General features: G+C 34.8%; 14 protein-coding genes. 3 read left to right on the top strand and 11 right to left on the bottom strand.

The window, feature by feature from the left end:
• Window positions 1-24 precede the first annotated feature (24 nt).
• The gene (locus tag ACEWK1_RS03710; protein ID WP_212135131.1) at window positions 25-1,095 is read right to left on the bottom strand and encodes a CAP domain-containing protein; all 1,071 of its coding nucleotides are present in this window, start codon (window positions 1,093-1,095) and stop codon (window positions 25-27) included.
• A gap of 224 nt (window positions 1,096-1,319) precedes the next feature.
• Window positions 1,320-1,946: a CAP domain-containing protein gene (locus ACEWK1_RS03705; protein ID WP_396653750.1), complete on the bottom strand. Its 627-nt coding sequence runs from the start codon at window positions 1,944-1,946 to the stop codon at window positions 1,320-1,322.
• Window positions 1,947-2,094: 148 nt separating this feature from the next.
• Here ACEWK1_RS03705 and ACEWK1_RS03700 point away from each other — a divergent pair, with 148 nt between their 5' ends.
• The gene (locus ACEWK1_RS03700; protein WP_212134429.1) at window positions 2,095-2,451 is read left to right on the top strand and encodes a YugN family protein; all 357 of its coding nucleotides are present in this window, start codon (window positions 2,095-2,097) and stop codon (window positions 2,449-2,451) included.
• Between the two features lie 266 nt (window positions 2,452-2,717).
• Window positions 2,718-3,776, top strand: coding sequence for a sporulation integral membrane protein YtvI (ytvI, locus tag ACEWK1_RS03695; protein WP_121661295.1), 1,059 nt, complete (start codon window positions 2,718-2,720; stop codon window positions 3,774-3,776).
• Window positions 3,777-4,004: 228 nt separating this feature from the next.
• Here the strand turns inward: ytvI and ACEWK1_RS03690 are convergent, their stop codons facing one another.
• From ACEWK1_RS03690 to cyoE, 8 genes are all read right to left on the bottom strand, one after another.
• Entirely contained in the window at window positions 4,005-4,514 is a 510-nt protein-coding gene (locus ACEWK1_RS03690) for a GNAT family N-acetyltransferase (protein WP_162987285.1), read from the bottom strand.
• 166 nt (window positions 4,515-4,680) lie between these two features.
• Entirely contained in the window at window positions 4,681-5,148 is a 468-nt protein-coding gene (locus ACEWK1_RS03685) for a DUF420 domain-containing protein (protein ID WP_121661293.1), read from the bottom strand.
• Window positions 5,149-5,233: 85 nt separating this feature from the next.
• Window positions 5,234-6,136, bottom strand: coding sequence for a cytochrome c oxidase assembly factor CtaG (ctaG, locus tag ACEWK1_RS03680; protein WP_212134427.1), 903 nt, complete (start codon window positions 6,134-6,136; stop codon window positions 5,234-5,236).
• A gap of 267 nt (window positions 6,137-6,403) precedes the next feature.
• The gene (ctaF, locus tag ACEWK1_RS03675) at window positions 6,404-6,736 is read right to left on the bottom strand and encodes a cytochrome c oxidase subunit IVB (RefSeq protein ID WP_121661291.1); all 333 of its coding nucleotides are present in this window, start codon (window positions 6,734-6,736) and stop codon (window positions 6,404-6,406) included.
• Window positions 6,737-6,740: 4 nt separating this feature from the next.
• Window positions 6,741-7,367 carry a cytochrome c oxidase subunit III gene (ctaE, locus tag ACEWK1_RS03670; protein ID WP_212134425.1) on the bottom strand — a complete coding sequence of 209 codons (627 nt, stop codon included), beginning with the start codon at window positions 7,365-7,367 and terminating at the stop codon, window positions 6,741-6,743.
• Window positions 7,367-9,232, bottom strand: a complete 1,866-nt coding sequence (ctaD, locus tag ACEWK1_RS03665) for a cytochrome c oxidase subunit I (RefSeq protein ID WP_121661290.1) — start codon at window positions 9,230-9,232, stop codon at window positions 7,367-7,369. The genes ctaE and ctaD overlap by 1 nt, the downstream gene beginning before the upstream one ends.
• Before the next feature lie 31 nt (window positions 9,233-9,263).
• A complete protein-coding gene (gene coxB, locus ACEWK1_RS03660; protein ID WP_121664927.1) occupies window positions 9,264-10,343 on the bottom strand; it encodes a cytochrome c oxidase subunit II in 1,080 nt (359 codons plus the stop codon).
• Window positions 10,344-10,439: 96 nt separating this feature from the next.
• The gene (gene cyoE, locus ACEWK1_RS03655) at window positions 10,440-11,369 is read right to left on the bottom strand and encodes a heme o synthase (RefSeq protein WP_212134423.1); all 930 of its coding nucleotides are present in this window, start codon (window positions 11,367-11,369) and stop codon (window positions 10,440-10,442) included.
• 601 nt (window positions 11,370-11,970) lie between these two features.
• On the opposite strand from cyoE, the gene ACEWK1_RS03650 reads away from it, so the two are divergent.
• Window positions 11,971-12,912, top strand: a complete 942-nt coding sequence (locus ACEWK1_RS03650; protein WP_121661288.1) for a COX15/CtaA family protein — start codon at window positions 11,971-11,973, stop codon at window positions 12,910-12,912.
• Between the two features lie 48 nt (window positions 12,913-12,960).
• Here the strand turns inward: ACEWK1_RS03650 and pyc are convergent, their stop codons facing one another.
• The gene (gene pyc / locus ACEWK1_RS03645; RefSeq protein ID WP_212134421.1) at window positions 12,961-16,401 is read right to left on the bottom strand and encodes a pyruvate carboxylase; all 3,441 of its coding nucleotides are present in this window, start codon (window positions 16,399-16,401) and stop codon (window positions 12,961-12,963) included.
• Window positions 16,402-16,588 lie beyond the last annotated feature (187 nt).

Here is a 16,588-nt window from a genome sequence, read left to right as displayed (position 1 = left end):
AAAGGGTCTTGCTTGTTACTATGTTTATTGGTTTATATCCCAAGTAGTAATAAAATTCTGTGTATAATAAAGACCGTCTACTCCAACTCCTAAGTGTGTAAATTCCTCATTAAGCATAGTATCACGATGACCTTTACTGTTTAGCCACCCCTCACTTGCTGCAATAGCATCTACATATTGAGCAGCTATGTTTTCGCCTGCCATCTGATACTTGATATCCAATTGAGCAAGACGATTAACAAGAGTACCTTCTGTTGGCGATTCATGTGAAAAATACTCATTCTCTTTCATATCTTTACTATGTAAAAAAGCAACCTTTGACGTATCTTCATGCCACTGAACAGCTGATAAACCATGCCTTGCTCTTAACATATTCGTTATTGACAAGATCTGTTGTTCAGCACCAGTTTCAATCTTTTCCCATTTATCTTCACTTATTTCTTTTGCTTCAATGAGCTCACCTCTGTATGTAACCTCATAAGAGCGTTGTTTAATAAATGTCTCAGCATCTACCACCCGAATGCTTGATAAAATCCCGTCAAATTTATCAATATATAATTGCACAAACACATCACCTATTTTTACTGTTGGTCTGGTGTTCATATCTTCCTCCGAAAATTCAAATCGATATGAATTACCTTCAAACTCTAGTGATAAACTAGATGAAACAGGTTGTATTTTAAAGACTTCTTGAATAGGTTGTCCAATCACAAACGGTTTAGCGTTTAATCCTTTTCCAATTCCATAAACTGATACGACCCTTTGATTTAAAACTCCCACTTGAATATATTGATTGTTTTCTTGTTCGTAAATCCACCAATCATAATCATAAGCTGAGGGATCAATACGGTCAGGCTCACCTAATATAGCAGTGATTTCTTCAGATGACTTCTCCATAAATGACAATATCCCCTCATTTGGAAAAGTTTCACCTTCAGCAACTTGTTTTTTAGAATTCGTAGATTCTTCATTTACTATTTGAACGTTCTCTTCTTTAAGTTGTTCCTTTGGAGTATATTTTCCATAATGAAAAAATAACGTATAGCTAACAAAAATAATACAAAAAATTAAAATACTCCGAATCAGTATACGCAGTGAAAAAACCTCCTCCTTATGCTTCTCCCATTTCTTTCATTATATGAGACAACATACTTGTTATTCTCTTTCTACTTTAAATGAACAAGTATGCACTAATATTTTAGAAGCCCCAAACTGTCTTATCATTATTACCCTGCAAACTTAATGTTAAAACTTTTTGATAACTTTAATTGTATCAAATAATTAGTAAGAAAGTTGTTACAAATAAATTATATAATACTTTATCGACTAATAAACATTTGTGTCCAATAGTGGCCATACTCACCTCCATTAACATACCCTACTCCGATCTCCGAAACTTCCTTTTTAAGTATATTAGCACGATGTCCCTGACTGTTCATCCATGCATTTACTACTTCTTTTGGGGTTCTCTGACCTGCTGCTAAGTTTTCTGCTGCTGTTCGAAAAGGAATTTTAAAGTTATTAATCATCGTAAATGGAGAGCCGTAGGTTGGTGAATCATGGCTAAAATAGTTTAACTCTTTCATGTCCTTTGATTTATATCTTGCAACCCTGGAAAGCTCCCAATTGATCTTTAATGGTGGGAGACCAGCATACTTCCTTTCTAGGTTTGTTAATGTAATTACTTGTTTTTCTATTAATTTAATTTCGTTTAATTGCGGAATATGTAGCTTCTGTCCTGGGAAAATTAAATGAGGATTATCTATATGGTTGTTCGAGGCAAGAATTTCTGATAATCCGACCTGATAAGATTGAGCAATACTCCATAGCGTTTCCCCTTTTTTGACTGTGTGACTAACTTCCTCTGCTCTCACTTGAAGAGGAGATAACAAAATACAAATCATGATAAATAGTAGAATATTACGATGAGTGAATTGTAAACTCATGTATATACCTCCTTTTTTCTATATTTTTTCCAATAATATTTTTTTAATAAGTTCAACTAACTATGAATGAGATAAAGTTTCACTTTAACTTTTGTGTTGTTTTAAGCTATAATAAATAACGTGAAAAGGCTTTAGGAGGGAATTACATATGAAAATGGAAGGCACTGGTTTAGAGGGAATTACAATAGATCTTGCACGTTTAGATGAGATAATGGACGATCTTGGGTTAGTAAGAGCAGGACAATGGGATTATGAGCGTGCTACCTACGATCGTAAGATTGAAGCTAAAGGGGATATCTACTATCTACGTGTTCCTGCTTATGCTGTTGAAGGAGATGTTGGAGGACGTCATGCTGTTATGAAGCTTATTACTCCTCTTTTAGGAAAGCATTACTATCCTCACGGTGTTGAGTACGGAGAAGGAGAAGAATTTCCATCAGCTGTAGTCGATACTAGTAAAAGTCTATTAAAAAGATTATCTGAAGAACTAAAAAAGGTTCAGTAAGCTTAAATAAACATGCAAAAATAAAAAAGCACCGGACTAGTCCATGCTTTTTTATTTTTGCATGAATTAACATTTACTTTATAGCTACAACTTTAACTATGGATATCTTGACTAAAGATTTCCTCCCATTCCTACCAATTTTTTAAACCTTGAAAATAAACTTTCAAACGTTTTATTGCAACTTTAAAGCGATTGAAAATTCTTTGTTTTCACCGAGTTTCGTACTATAATGAGATAAGAAATGTTTCTTAGAAAGGGGCACAAATTTGACCACTATTTTAAACAAAAGAATTCTCTTAACAATTGCATCAATTATTATTGTAGGTGTTATCCTATTTTACATTCTACCAATTTCTGTTCCACTGATTGTCGCTTTTATTACTGCCCTTTTTCTTGAACCAGCTATCCGATTGCTTCAGAGGAGAGGAACATTAAACAGACACTTATCAGTTTTAATAGTGTTTTTGTTATTTCTAATTCTCATAAGTGTTAGTGGTTATATCTTAACCACAAAGGTAGTTGGAGAGGTTGTTCAGATAGCAGATAATGCTCCATCCTATATAAATGAGATTACAAAGGTTTGGGAAAGCTTTGAAGATGATATTTCAAATACTGCTCAAGATCTTCCACCAATCTTTGTTGAAGAGGTTAGTAACCAAGTAACAAGCTTTTTACAAAAAACCAGATTAGAACTAACTAGCTATGTAAACATTGAGAATGTAAAGACAATTTTTACAAACATACCAAACTATTTAGTAAATTTAATTGTTTATTTAATTGCTCTTTTTTTATTTATGCTGGAGTTACCTCGATTAAAAACAAAAGCATACTCTTATTTAACTGATAAAACAGCTGAAAAAGTGACTTTCATGATTTCCCGCTTAACATACGTTGTGATGGGATTTATCAAAGCACAATTTTTAGTTAGTATTATTATTTTTGTTGCATCTTTAATTGGTTTATTGTTTATTGCACCTGAAATTGCACTAATTATGTCTTTAATTATCTGGATCATTGATGTAATCCCATTAATAGGATCCATTATTATTATGGGACCATGGACTCTATATCATTTAGTTACTGGTGATATGGCAATAGCAGCAAAACTCGGTGTTTTAACGATAATCCTTTTAGTTATTAGAAGAACAATTGAACCTAAAGTTATGGGAACTCATATTGGATTATCTCCTCTTGCCACATTAATTTCCATGTATTTAGGGTTAAAATTATTTGGTGTACTCGGATTTTTCATTGGACCAATGATCTTAATAGTTTACAATTCAGCAAGAGAAGCAGGTTTAATCAAAATTAAATTTAAATTATAAAAAGAAAGAGCCAGTGCTCTTTCTTTTTTGTTTTATTCGTAATCAACTTTTCTTTTAGTTTATGAATGGCTTTGTCTTTTCATTTTCTAAAAAAACAAACTGAATCTAGGACTTATTATAACAGAGGACTCTAAACTACCCCATGATTATGTAGTTTATAAAAATCTCCTTTAAGATAGATGAAATAGAAAGAGCATTTGAAAGCCTATTTCACGCAGAACTTAAAGTTTATTCATCTTTTTGAATTTCCCACATTAAAAACTGCCCTTCTTTTTCTTTGCAGATAAAACCGAGCTTTTCAAATAGTCTAACCGAATGTTTTTCATTCATTTCACACTCCATAACAACCTTCTTAACAGACATTTGATACGTTAGCCAATCAATAAAAGCATCAACTGCTTCATATGCAATTGTTTCATCTAATGTCTTATCTTCAACATGATAACAAAGATGAACTTTTCCTTCTTTAGAAGGGTTTCCTTGCATTAAGATATCACCAATAATTTTCTTATCTTCATACATAATAATCATCCACAATCCACATTCAGATTCTTTTTCCTTCTTTTCTAAACTTTCAATATAGAAAGGTAAAAATCCTCGTACATAAGAAGATGGCCAGCTTTTTGGGATTTCAATGGGTGAACGTTTATCTAATTCTTTTCTATGAAATACTAATGATTTAGCAATATCAAGTGAACAAGGAACAATCATTAACCGGTTTGTTAAAATTTCAATCAAGCCATTCTCTCCCCTCTGATTGATTTTAACATCATGAAAAGAAGTAAATACCTAAGTGAATTACAGCACTTATCATATATGGTACCTTCGCAATACTTTTCTTGTTTCAAAACAATAAAAAAAGGCGGTTTAGAACATTTTATTCTAACCCACCCTTAAAATATGTTTAAAACCCTAAGATTGCTTTAATGACTGACGTTGTTTCTCCACCGTGATAAAAAACATATAAAAGTAAATAAACTGCAACTCCCGTAATGGCTGTAAAAAACCAAACAATACTTGTTATCGGACCAAGTTTTCGATGTTTCGCATAGTTTTTTTTGTAACCAGTAATTAAAGAAATAATACCTAGTACAGCTCCAACCGTTGCTAATGTTATATGGAAGATAAGAAAAATTGTATAATAAATCTTTAACTCATCTGGACCACCGAAAGCAGTATTGCCGATAAAAATTGTGCGGGAAGCATATATAACAAAGAAAATGATAGCTGATATGGCTGCTAAAAACATTACCTTCATATGTGCTTCAATTTTTCGTTGTTTAATTAGGTACCAACCAATTGCTACAAAAATCGCACTAATCACGATAAAGGACGTACTTATTGTTGGTAAAATCGGTAATGATGTATTCATGGCTCTTCCTCTCTTATAACTTAAAATACTTATGTAAGGCTGACGGATATAAGATGTCAGCTGTCAGCCTACAATCATTCATATATTATTTTACTGGCTCTGGAGACAAGTTCTTTTTCAATTCAAGTTCATCTTTTCGTCTCTCGCTACCTGCCCATTTAAAAAAGATATAAGCAAGAATTGTCCCATAAACAATTTCTTGGATGATTTTCATTAACACTCCACCAAGCTGTTGATCCTCAACAAGTGGTAATGTATTAAACATATCAGGACCAGTAAGATTTAATCCAGCTAACATATCAGCTGGAACACATAATTGTAATGCATTAATCCATGCTTGAGGCTCGGAATAAGTTAAATAAAGTGGGTCATTAGCAAAAATAATAAGTGCACATGCAGGTGTTAATAAGACTCCATCAGCAAAAATATATCCTACTTTTTTTATACCTGTAAGCGATTTCCAATCTGATAATGTATTTAATAATGGCCACCACATACACATAGCACCGATAAAAATAGCTGTCGTCATGATCGCGTGATACAATGAATCAGTTTTCACAAAATCAAAAACTAACGGAACATGATAAAGTGAGAAAACTCCATTGAATACAATCAAAGCTATGATTGGATTCGTTAACACTTTCATTATAGGCTTTATTACTGGACGATATAATATTGATCTCCATAACCAATCCGGTACTCCCAAAATAAGAAACGGGGGTACAACTAAATATAATATTGCCATCTGTGTCATATGTGCACTAAACATAATGTGACCAAGAAGATCAACTGGACTTCCTTTACTAATATAGAGAAACAGTATAGCCGTGACAAAAAGTACTTTTTGTTTATTTGAAACAGGAGAACTATCTTCAAACTTAGTTCGCCAGGGTCCAATTATCAAAAAATAGATGGCTACAATCAAAAGTAAAACAATGAAAAAATACGGACTCCATAAGGCACGAAATCCAAATATATCAAAGCTCATCTTTAAGTCAGCTCCTTAAGCTAGTCTTTCAGCATTTATTATACACTTTTAGTTCATAGCGTATCAATGAACGTTCTATGACAAATACATTGAGGTTTATTATTGATAACACTCTAAGAGAGCATGATATTTATCTATATACCTTCTCTATTAAGGCGATTTATAATACATCTAACCAATTATATTCAGTCCAGATGGGGGTTTTAACTATTAATGGATAAAGAAAGAGCAATCAGCATAAATGCCAATTGCTCTTCATTGTTTTCATTACCACCAAATGATCGTAACGAAAGCTAAAACTGTTAAGCCAGCTACTCCTACACCTGAAAAAAGAAATAATGCTGGAGTTTCATGTCCTTTATGACTCATATGCATAAAGTAGTAAAGCTGAAAAATGACTTGAATCACTGCAAGCGTAATGATAAAAGGAATCTTGAACCATTCAGCAATTCCATCATATCCTACAGCAATAAATGCAACGATTGTTAAGAAAATCATCATGGCAAATGTTACAACCTGATGTTTCATATCCTCTGCATTTTTTTTACGACGATAAGCAAGGTCTACTTTAGGGTTTGTTGAATTATGATTATTTGCCATCAGTTTATCCCACCATTCCCATTAAGTATACAACAGTGAAAATGAACACCCAAACAACATCAATAAAGTGCCAATATAAACTTGCAACATAATATTTAGGTGCATTATACAAACTTAAACCACGTTTTGCATTTCGAACAATTAAGGTAGTAATCCATAATAGACCAAAACCAACGTGAAGTCCGTGTGTTCCTACTAGCGTGTAGAAAGAAGACCCAAGTGCACTACTAGTAATTGTGAATTCAAATTCGTGTACATAATGATTAAACTCATAAATTTCTAAAATCAAGAATGCTAATCCTAATAGAACAGTAATGATTAACCAAAGTTGCATTTTACCAAAATTGAAGTTTTTCATATGGTACATTGCATATACACTAGTTAAACTTGATGTTAAAAGTAACATCGTTGCTGCAAATACAAGAGGAATTTCAAATAACTCTTGTGTGGTAGCTCCACCTGCAGTAGATTCTCTTAAAGCTAAGAAAGTTGCAAAAAGAGTTGCAAAGAGTACTGTCTCTCCACCAAGGAATAACCAAAAGCCAGTAAATTTATTTTTGCCTTCAAGGGTTGACTTTTCAGGCGAAGCAGGGAAATTTTCTGCTGTTAATTTTTCTTCAACAGATGCCATTACGCTTTCCCTCCTTTATCTTCATTAAGTAAGTCCTCTTTATGGATATGATATCCATGATCATCAATAACAGAACGTAAGAACATACATGCGAAAGTAATAATGAAACCTACAATTATCGCAGGAAGTCCCCAACTGTAATCCTCACGGTACATTAATCCAAATGATACAATAAATAATCCAAATGACATAATAAACGGTAGAATTGATCCGTTAGGCATATGAATGTCACCAAGTGGTTCAGCTGGTGTCATTTCTTTATTCCCTTCCATCTTCTCAATCCAAAGAGCATCTAATCCACGAACAAGTGGAGTTTGTTTAAAGTTATACTCAGGTGGTGGTGATGAAATCGCCCACTCAAGTGTACGACCGTCTCCCCATGGATCTCTGCCAACTTTTTTACCTTTTACTGCCGTGTAGACAATATTGATAAGTAAAAGAATTGTTCCAGCTGCCATTAAGAAAGCACCGATTGTACTAATAAAGTTTCCTGTATCTAAGCCTTGACCAGGTAAGAATGTGAATACACGACGCGGCATACCCATTAAGCCTAAGAAATGTTGGATAAAGAAAGTTAAATGGAAACCAGTAAAGAATAAAACAAAGATTACCATGTTTAACTTTTCGTTTAACAATTTACCAAACATTGTTGGCCACCAGTAAATAGCACCAGCAAATAATGAGAATACTACCCCACCTACAATTACATAGTGGAAGTGAGCTACTACAAAGTAACTATCATGGTATTGATAGTCAGCTGCAGCCATAGCAAGCATTACACCTGTTACTCCACCCATAACGAATGTAGGAATAAATGCTACAGACCATACCATCGGGGACGTAAATTTAATAGATCCTCCCCAAATTGTAAATAGCCAGTTGAAAATTTTAATACCTGTTGGTACAGCGATTGCCATAGTAGCTACCGCGAAAATAGCATTTGCAATTGGTCCTAAACCAGTTGTAAACATATGGTGAGCCCATACCATGAACCCAAGGAAACCAATTAAAACGGTCGCAAATACCATTGATGAATATCCGAACAAACGCTTTCTTGCGAAAACCGGAAGAATATCTGAGAAAATACCGAAAGCAGGTAATACTAAGATATATACTTCAGGGTGTCCAAAAATCCAGAAAATATGTTCGAAAATTACTGTGTTACCGCCTAAAGCAGGGTTAAAGAAAGCAGTACCAAATAAACGATCAAACATTAGAAATGCTAATCCTACTGTTAATGCAGGGAAAGCAAATAAAATAAGTGCAGAAGCTACAAATGTAGTCCATGTAAATAATGGCATACGCATGTAAGTCATTCCAGGTGCACGCATGTTAATGATCGTTACTAGGAAGTTAATCCCAGCTATCAACGTACCTAGACCTGAAACCTGTAAACCTAATAAGTAAAAATCAACACCATGTCCTGGTGATTCTAACGCTAAAGATGCATATGACGTCCAACCTGCGTCAGGTGCTCCTCCTAAAAACCAACTTAAGTTTAAGAATACTCCACCAAAGAAGAATAACCAAAAACCTAAAGAGTTTAAGAATGGAAATGCTACGTCACGAGCACCAATTTGTAATGGTACAACCGCATTCATTAATGCGAATAATAAAGGCATTGCAGCTAAAAATATCATTGTCGTTCCGTGCATTGTTAACACTTCATTGTATAAACCAGCACTAACAAAATCATTGTTCGGAACGGCTAGCTGAATGCGGATCATCATTGCTTCTAATCCACCAACAAGGAAGAAGAAGCCACCGGATATCAGGTAAAGGATAGCGATTTTCTTATGGTCTACCGTTGTGAGATAGTCCCAAAGAACAGCGCCGACCCCTTTTTTCTGAGTTAACGTGCTCACAGTGTTACCTCCCTTTTCATTTAGCTCTTAATTAATTACTTGAGACTTTAAGTCCCATTAAATATTCAGTTAGAGCATCCAACTCTTGATCATTCAATTCTGGATAAGTACCAGTCATTTTATTTCCTGGCTTGTAAGCTTCAGGATCTTCTAACCAGGCACGAACGGTCTTAGCATTGTGTTCAAGAACACCTGCTACACGAGCACGCTCTCCAAATGTTGCTAAGTTTGGAGCAGTTCTTGCAGCTGCTGGTCTCTCATCAGTAGGAGAAACAGCATGACAAGCAATACATCCTTTTTCTTCGAATAATTGCTCACCTTGTTTTGCTAAATCAGTTGATGCAACGGCTTTAGCATTTTCCATGCCAGAGATCCATTGGTCAAATTCGTCTCTGGAAATAGCTTTTACTTTAAAGTCCATTAATCCGTGTGAAGGTCCACAAAGTTCAGCACATTTACCATAGAAATACTCACCAGCTTGGTCAGCTCTTGCTGAATCAAACTTTAACCACATTTGGTTTACATTGTCTACGTTCGTATCCATCTTACCACCAATTGATGGAATCCAGAATGAGTGCTTAACATCTGAAGCAATTAAGTTAAAGTAAACTTTCTCATCAGTTGGAACGACTAAATCTTGACTCGTAATTACTCCGTAATCAGGATATTCAAATTCCCACCAGTATAGATTTGCACGAACATTTACCACGATCGCGTCTTCTGGTTTTCGATTCTCGTCATCGATAGCATCCACCTCTGCAAGTTTAAATGTTGCAGATACCACAGGCACAGCTAAGACAAGAAGTAACAAAATAGGAATAACAGTCCAAATGATTTCTAGCTTATGATTCCCTTCAACTTGTACAGGAATGTTGTCTTCTCCCGTTTTGCTTCTACGGAATTTCATTACAACATAAATGAAGATTACCGTTACGATTGCAATAACGACGACCATAACTAAAGTACTTAATACCATGATGTCGTACTGCATATCCGCTACTTCACCAGCAGGTTTAAGCGTGGAAAGAAACGGTTCACCGCAGCCGGCTAAGACAAGCGTCATAACTGCGAAAAGTGAAAACAGACGCCATTTTGTCAGCCATTTTCTCATAGCCAAATCAAACCCCTCTTTCAGTAATTTAAAGTCCTATCAATTTTTACAGGAACTCTTGTATAAATAAATTCTTTTTAAGAAAGAATTTCACAATTAGATAATGGTGAATAACACCATTGATACAAACAAAATCGTTAAGTAGTTAATTGAATAGACAAACATTTTTGTTGCCCATTTCATTTCAATTTCTTTATTTTTAAAGCCTTTGATTCCAATTATTACCCACCCAATATTAAGAGCGGTTGCTAGAATTAAAAATCCCACCCCAAGCTCATATAGGTAAAACGGCAAAGGTATTAAACATGTAACCCATACCATAATTTGACGTTTCGTAACATCAAATCCATGAACAACAGGAAGCATTGGAATATTAGCAGCTCGATACTCTTCTGTTCTTCTCATTGCTAAAGCTAAAAAATGTGGTGGTTGCCAAATGAACATAATTAAAAATAGTACCCATGCCATAACACTTAAGTTAGAGTCAATTGCCGCCCATCCAATTAAAGGTGGAACAGCACCTGAAACACTTCCAATAACAGTATTAATGGTATATAAGCGCTTTGACCACATTGTATACAAAAAGATATAAGTAACAACCCCTACCAACGAAATAATTGTCGCAGTGATCGTTGTCATAAGCATTAATGCAAATCCTACAGTTAACAGAAAGATTCCAATCCACAATGCATGCATTGGATTCATTTTTCCAGTAACAGTTGGACGCTCCTTTGTTCTTTCCATTAAATGATCAATATCTCTGTCATAGTAATTATTAATTGCACAGGATCCAGCGATTACTAATGAAGAACCAAGTAATGTAAATAGTACGACATCAATATTAGCTAGAAATCCTTTACCACTAAAGTAAAGAGCAAGCCAAATACCAGTAAAGGTAGTTATTGCATTTGAATTAACAATCCCTACTTTAATTAATGAAAGGAAATCCTTCCAGAGTGTCGTCTCACGTATATCATTTGAATGATGCTTAATGGCAGCCTCATCCAAGACTTTTGTATCTGCCAATTCATTACCTCCTTACCCAATATAACCTAATGTCATTAGGCTATTTCAAATTCCTTCACCTGTCTTTAAAATACTTGCTTTTGAAATAAGCAGTCTCTTCTATTACATATGATAACATAGTTAAGAGAAGTAAGATGAAGGCGGTTGCAACCTGCTAATTTTCTATATCTTATCATACTAAAAAAATAAACATTTAAAAACGGTCTACTTGATATTAAAACATAATTCTTTCTTAAATTGTGAATAATTTATGAAGTATTTTTGTCGAAATTGTGAAGGGATACATCCCCTTGAACTATACTACTATACCAAGCCTTCCTATTTTATCATAATTTCCATTTCAATTCTTAGGAAAAAATAGTTATTGTAATAAAAATAAAGGTACATTTTATTTCTAGCAAACTCCTAATACACATTCAACCCCTTTAACGGATCAATAAATTGTATGAAAACTATATTTGACACCCTTTTCATAAAACTTAAGAACTTTGTGAACATTTTACGTTATTTATTGTCTTTTTCTTGTACATTGTGTACGATACGGTGGAGTATTTTTTTCTATTATTAATCTCAATTGACTATACTTAAGTAGGTGAACATGTTGCAACGTGCTCTTAAATGGTTCGCCGTTTTGACAACAGTGATTATGTTGTGTGTTTTAATTGGCGGAGCTCTTGTTACGAAAACTGAGTCAGGTGCAGGATGTGGAGATTCTTGGCCGCTATGTCATGGCGAGTTTGTACCGAGTGAAATTACTTTTGAACTCGTTGTGGAACTTAGTCATCGTTTGGTTAGTGGACTTGCTGGTATAGCTGTGTTAATTCTCTCAATATGGTCTTGGAAACAAATAGGTCATATAAGAGAAACGAAGTTCTTAGCTATACTATCAGTGTTTTTTCTAGTATTGCAGGCCTTAATTGGGGCTGCTGCTGTTATGTGGGGCCAATCAGATGCCGTTCTTGCTCTTCATTTCGGTATATCGCTTATTTCCTTTGCATCTGTTTTGTTATTAACACTGTTAATATTTGAAGTTGATAAGAAATTTGACTCAAAGACATTAATAATTGATAAGACTATGAAATTTCATATGGTGGGCATTATCGTCTACTCATATGTTGTCGTTTACACTGGCGCATATGTTAGACATAAAGGTGCAAGTCTAGCCTGTCCAGAATGGCCGATGTGCAGCGGACGAGCAGGTGGACTGCCGACTACACTTCATGAATGGATTCAAATGGGCCACCGAATGGCTGCAGGCATTATTTTTATTTGGATAGCATATACCGCATGGCGCGCATTTAAGTATCACAAACATCAAAAAATTATTTATAAAGGTTGGATGATTGCCTTTATTTTAGTATGTATGCAGGTAACATCCGGAGCATTTGTTGTTTTATCAGGGTTAAATCTTTTTGTATCGTTAGCTCATGCACTTATAATTTCCTGTTTGTTTGGCCTATTCAGCTATTTTCTTTTATTAGTTAGTCGTAGTAATTTAAATACTGAGGTTAGTTCAACAACTGAACAATCATTTTCCAAATAAAAAAGAGGCTTTCGCCTCTTTTTTTATTTTCTCTAAAGTATTGGTAGATTAACCTTTAGAAATTTCTATTAACAGATCACCAGATTGAATTCCCTCACCATTAGAAACATGAATATCTTTTACAACTCCTGTAAAGGGAGCTTGAACTGTAGTTTCCATTTTCATAGCTTCAGTAATGATTAAATGATCCCCTTTGTTCACTTTTTCACCTTTTTCAACTAACACCTTAATAACTGTTCCTGGCATGGTCGCACCAATATGGTCTCCGTTGCTTTTATCAGCCTTAAGCTTTGATACTACCGTAGATTGAATGTTATCGTCTTTAATCATCACTTCACGGGGCTGACCATTCAATTCAAAATAGACAATTCTATGTCCATCAGCTTGAGGTTCACCAATTGAAACGAGTTTCACTATTAATGTTTTACCTTGTTCAATTTCAACCTCTATCTCCTCACCCAATCTCATTCCATATAAAAAAGTCGGGGTATCAAGGACGGAAATATCACCATACATGTCGCATGTTTTAATATATTCGGAAAAGACTTTTGGGTAAAGAGCATTAGCAATTAGTTCAAAATTAGTTACAGGTCTCCCTAAACTATGAAATAGCTCTTCTTTCATAGCTTGAAAATTTACAGGTTCAAGTTTTTCACCAGGTCGTTCTGTAATAGGCGTGCGACCTTTTAAAATAATTCGTTGTAATTCTTTAGGAAACCCTCCGTGCGGTTGCCCTAAATACCCCTCAAACAATTCAATAACTGAATCTGGAAAATCCAGTGTTTCTCCCTTTTCAAAAATATCATCTTCATTTAGTTTATTTTGAACCATAAATAATGCCATGTCGCCAACAACCTTTGACGAAGGGGTAACTTTAACTATGTCTCCGAATAGATCATTCACTCTTCGGTACATCTCTTTTACTTTATCCCATTCATCACCTAATCCAACAGCCTTTGCTTGCTGCCTAAGATTACTATATTGTCCTCCTGGCATCTCATGCATATAAATTTCTGAATGTGGTGCATTCATACCACTTTCAAAGTTAACATAATATTTTCTAACATTCTCCCAATATTGTGAAAGCTGTTCTAATGACTGTATATCTATATTTGGTTGTCGCTCATATCCTTCTAGTGCATAATAGAGGGAATTCGCACTAGGCTGTGAGGTAAGCCCCGCCATTGAACTTACGGCTACATCAACTATATCCACTCCAGCCTCAATCGCTTTTGAATAGGTGAAAATTCCATTACCACTTGTATCATGGGTATGAAGATGGATTGGAAGATCAACTGCATCTTTAAGAGTAGATATGAGTTCATAAGCTGCTTTAGGTTTAAGTAAACCTGCCATATCCTTAATCGCTAGGATATGTGCACCAGCTTGCTCAAGCTCTTTTGCTATGTTTTTATAGTATTCTAAATTATATTTAGGTCTACTTGAATCCAATATATCTCCTGTATAGCAAATAGCAGCTTCAGCAATTTTTCCGGATTTACCTACCTCATCAATTGCCAATGTCATTCCTTTAACCCAGTTCAAGCTGTCAAAAATTCTAAAAACGTCAATACCAGCATATGCTGATTTTTCAACAAATTCCTTTATGACATTATCAGGATAATTTTTATATCCAACTGCATTTGATGCTCGTAGTAGCATTTGTAATAATACATTCGGCACTTTTTCACGAATTGTTAATAAACGATCCCACGGATCTTCTTTTAAAAAGCGGTAAGAAACATCAAAAGTTGCCCCTCCCCACATTTCTAATGAAAATAAATGAGGTAACAGATGCGAAGTAGGTTCTGCTATATTCTTCAAGTCATTTGTTCGCACTCGTGTTGCAAGTAAGGATTGGTGTCCATCCCTAAATGTTGTATCAGTTAACAGTACTTGATTTTGATCCTTTATCCACTTAACAAGCCCTGAAGCACCTTGTTGGTCCAAAATCTGTTTCGTTCCATTTACTCTTTGTTCAGAGTACTTTACTTTTGGAACAACAGGCTTCTCAAACACTGGCTTCTTTTGTTTATCTATTCCTGGGAATCCATTTACAGTAACAGTTCCAATGTATGAAAGCATTTTTGTTCCCCTGTCTTTCCTTTTTGGAAAAACGAATAACTCAGGTGATGAGTCAATAAAGGATGTATTATATTTTCCACTTAAGAAATCCTCATGCTTTACTACATTTTCTAAGAAAGGAATATTTGTTTTAATCCCTCTTATTCTAAATTCCCTTAAATTTCTGACCATTTTAGATGCAGCTTGCTCAAATGTTAAAGCCCAAGTCGACAGCTTTACTAGTAATGAATCATAATGAGGAGTAATAACAGCCCCTTGAAACCCATTTCCTGCATCTAATCGAACACCAAAGCCGCCACCTGATCGGTAGGCCATAATTTTACCGGTATCGGGCATAAAGTTATTTAAAGGGTCTTCTGTCGTAACCCTAGATTGAATTGCATATCCATTTACTTTAATTTGATCTTGAGATAGAATACCAATCTCTTTACTTGCTAGATTATGGCCCTGAGCTATCAGAATTTGAGTTTGAACAATATCGATCCCTGTTATCATTTCGGTTATCGTATGTTCAACCTGAACACGTGGATTTACTTCAATAAAATAATAGTGATCTCCTGAAACTAAAAATTCAACTGTTCCTGCATTTAAATATTTTACATTATCCATAAGCTTTACAGCATCATCACAAATTCTAATACGTAGGTCCTCTGATAAAGAAACACTAGGTGCTACCTCAACAACCTTTTGATGACGTCTCTGGACAGAACAATCTCTTTCATAAAGGTGAACAGTATTCCCATCATGATCTCCGAATATTTGAACTTCAATATGTTTAGGATTCTCAATAAATTTTTCTACATAAACCTCATCATTACCAAAAGCTGCTTTTGCTTCAGATTTTGCACGTTCATATGATTCTTGTAAGCTTTCTTTACTTCTTACAATCCTCATCCCTCTTCCGCCTCCACCAAGTGAAGCCTTAATCATAAAAGGATAACCGTATGTATCTCCAAATTCAATCACTTCATCAAGGCTTGCTACAGGACCATCACTCCCCGGAATAACAGGTATATTTGCTAGTTCTGCCTGTTTTCTTGCCTTTACCTTATCTCCAAACATATCTAAATGCTCAGATTTAGGTCCTACAAAAATGATTCCCTCTTCCTCACATCTTCTAGCAAAATGAATATTCTCAGATAAAAAACCATAACCTGGATGTATGGCATCAACCTGATTATTTTTTGCGATCTCAATGATTCCTTCAATATCAAGATAGGCATCAATTGGTTTCTTTCCTTCTCCTACTAAATAAGCTTCATCAGCTTTATAGCGATGGTAAGACCCGGTATCTTCTTTCGAATAAATCGCTACTGTTCTAATATTCAACTCTGTGCATGCCCGGAACACCCTTATTGCGATTTCCCCTCTGTTTGCAACTAAAAGCTTATTCAATGTACCCATTAACAAACTTCCCCTCCTAAAACAAACAATTAGTTTGTTGATTAGTATAACACATTAAAGAAAAATGTTATACAAAAATTCACTGACTATTTGGCCTTTTAAACAAACACAGTAGGTAGGTATATGTATAATATAAATAAAATACCCTTCAGACAAACATTTGTGACTGAGGGGTATTTTAAGTAAT

The organism is Metabacillus sp. YM-086 (assembly GCF_048059995.1).
In the GTDB taxonomy this organism is placed as follows: Bacteria; Bacillota; Bacilli; order Bacillales; family Bacillaceae; genus Metabacillus; species Metabacillus litoralis_B.
This window is presented reverse-complemented; position numbering and strand designations above follow the sequence as displayed.

Bases quoted from the DNA above. Each gene is read 5' to 3' on its own strand.
- ACEWK1_RS03700 (WP_212134429.1), top strand. From the start codon at position 2,095: ATGAAAATGGAAGGCACTGGTTTAGAGGGAATTACAATAGATCTTGCA.
- pyc (WP_212134421.1), bottom strand. From the start codon at position 16,401: ATGGGTACATTGAATAAGCTTTTAGTTGCAAACAGAGGGGAAATCGCA.
- ctaF (WP_121661291.1), bottom strand. From the start codon at position 6,736: ATGGCAAATAATCATAATTCAACAAACCCTAAAGTAGACCTTGCTTAT.
- coxB (WP_121664927.1), bottom strand. From the start codon at position 10,343: ATGAGAAAATGGCTGACAAAATGGCGTCTGTTTTCACTTTTCGCAGTT.
- ACEWK1_RS03685 (WP_121661293.1), bottom strand. From the start codon at position 5,148: ATGAATACATCATTACCGATTTTACCAACAATAAGTACGTCCTTTATC.
- ctaE (WP_212134425.1), bottom strand. From the start codon at position 7,367: ATGGCATCTGTTGAAGAAAAATTAACAGCAGAAAATTTCCCTGCTTCG.
- ctaG (WP_212134427.1), bottom strand. From the start codon at position 6,136: ATGAGCTTTGATATATTTGGATTTCGTGCCTTATGGAGTCCGTATTTT.
- ACEWK1_RS03705 (WP_396653750.1), bottom strand. From the start codon at position 1,946: ATGAGTTTACAATTCACTCATCGTAATATTCTACTATTTATCATGATT.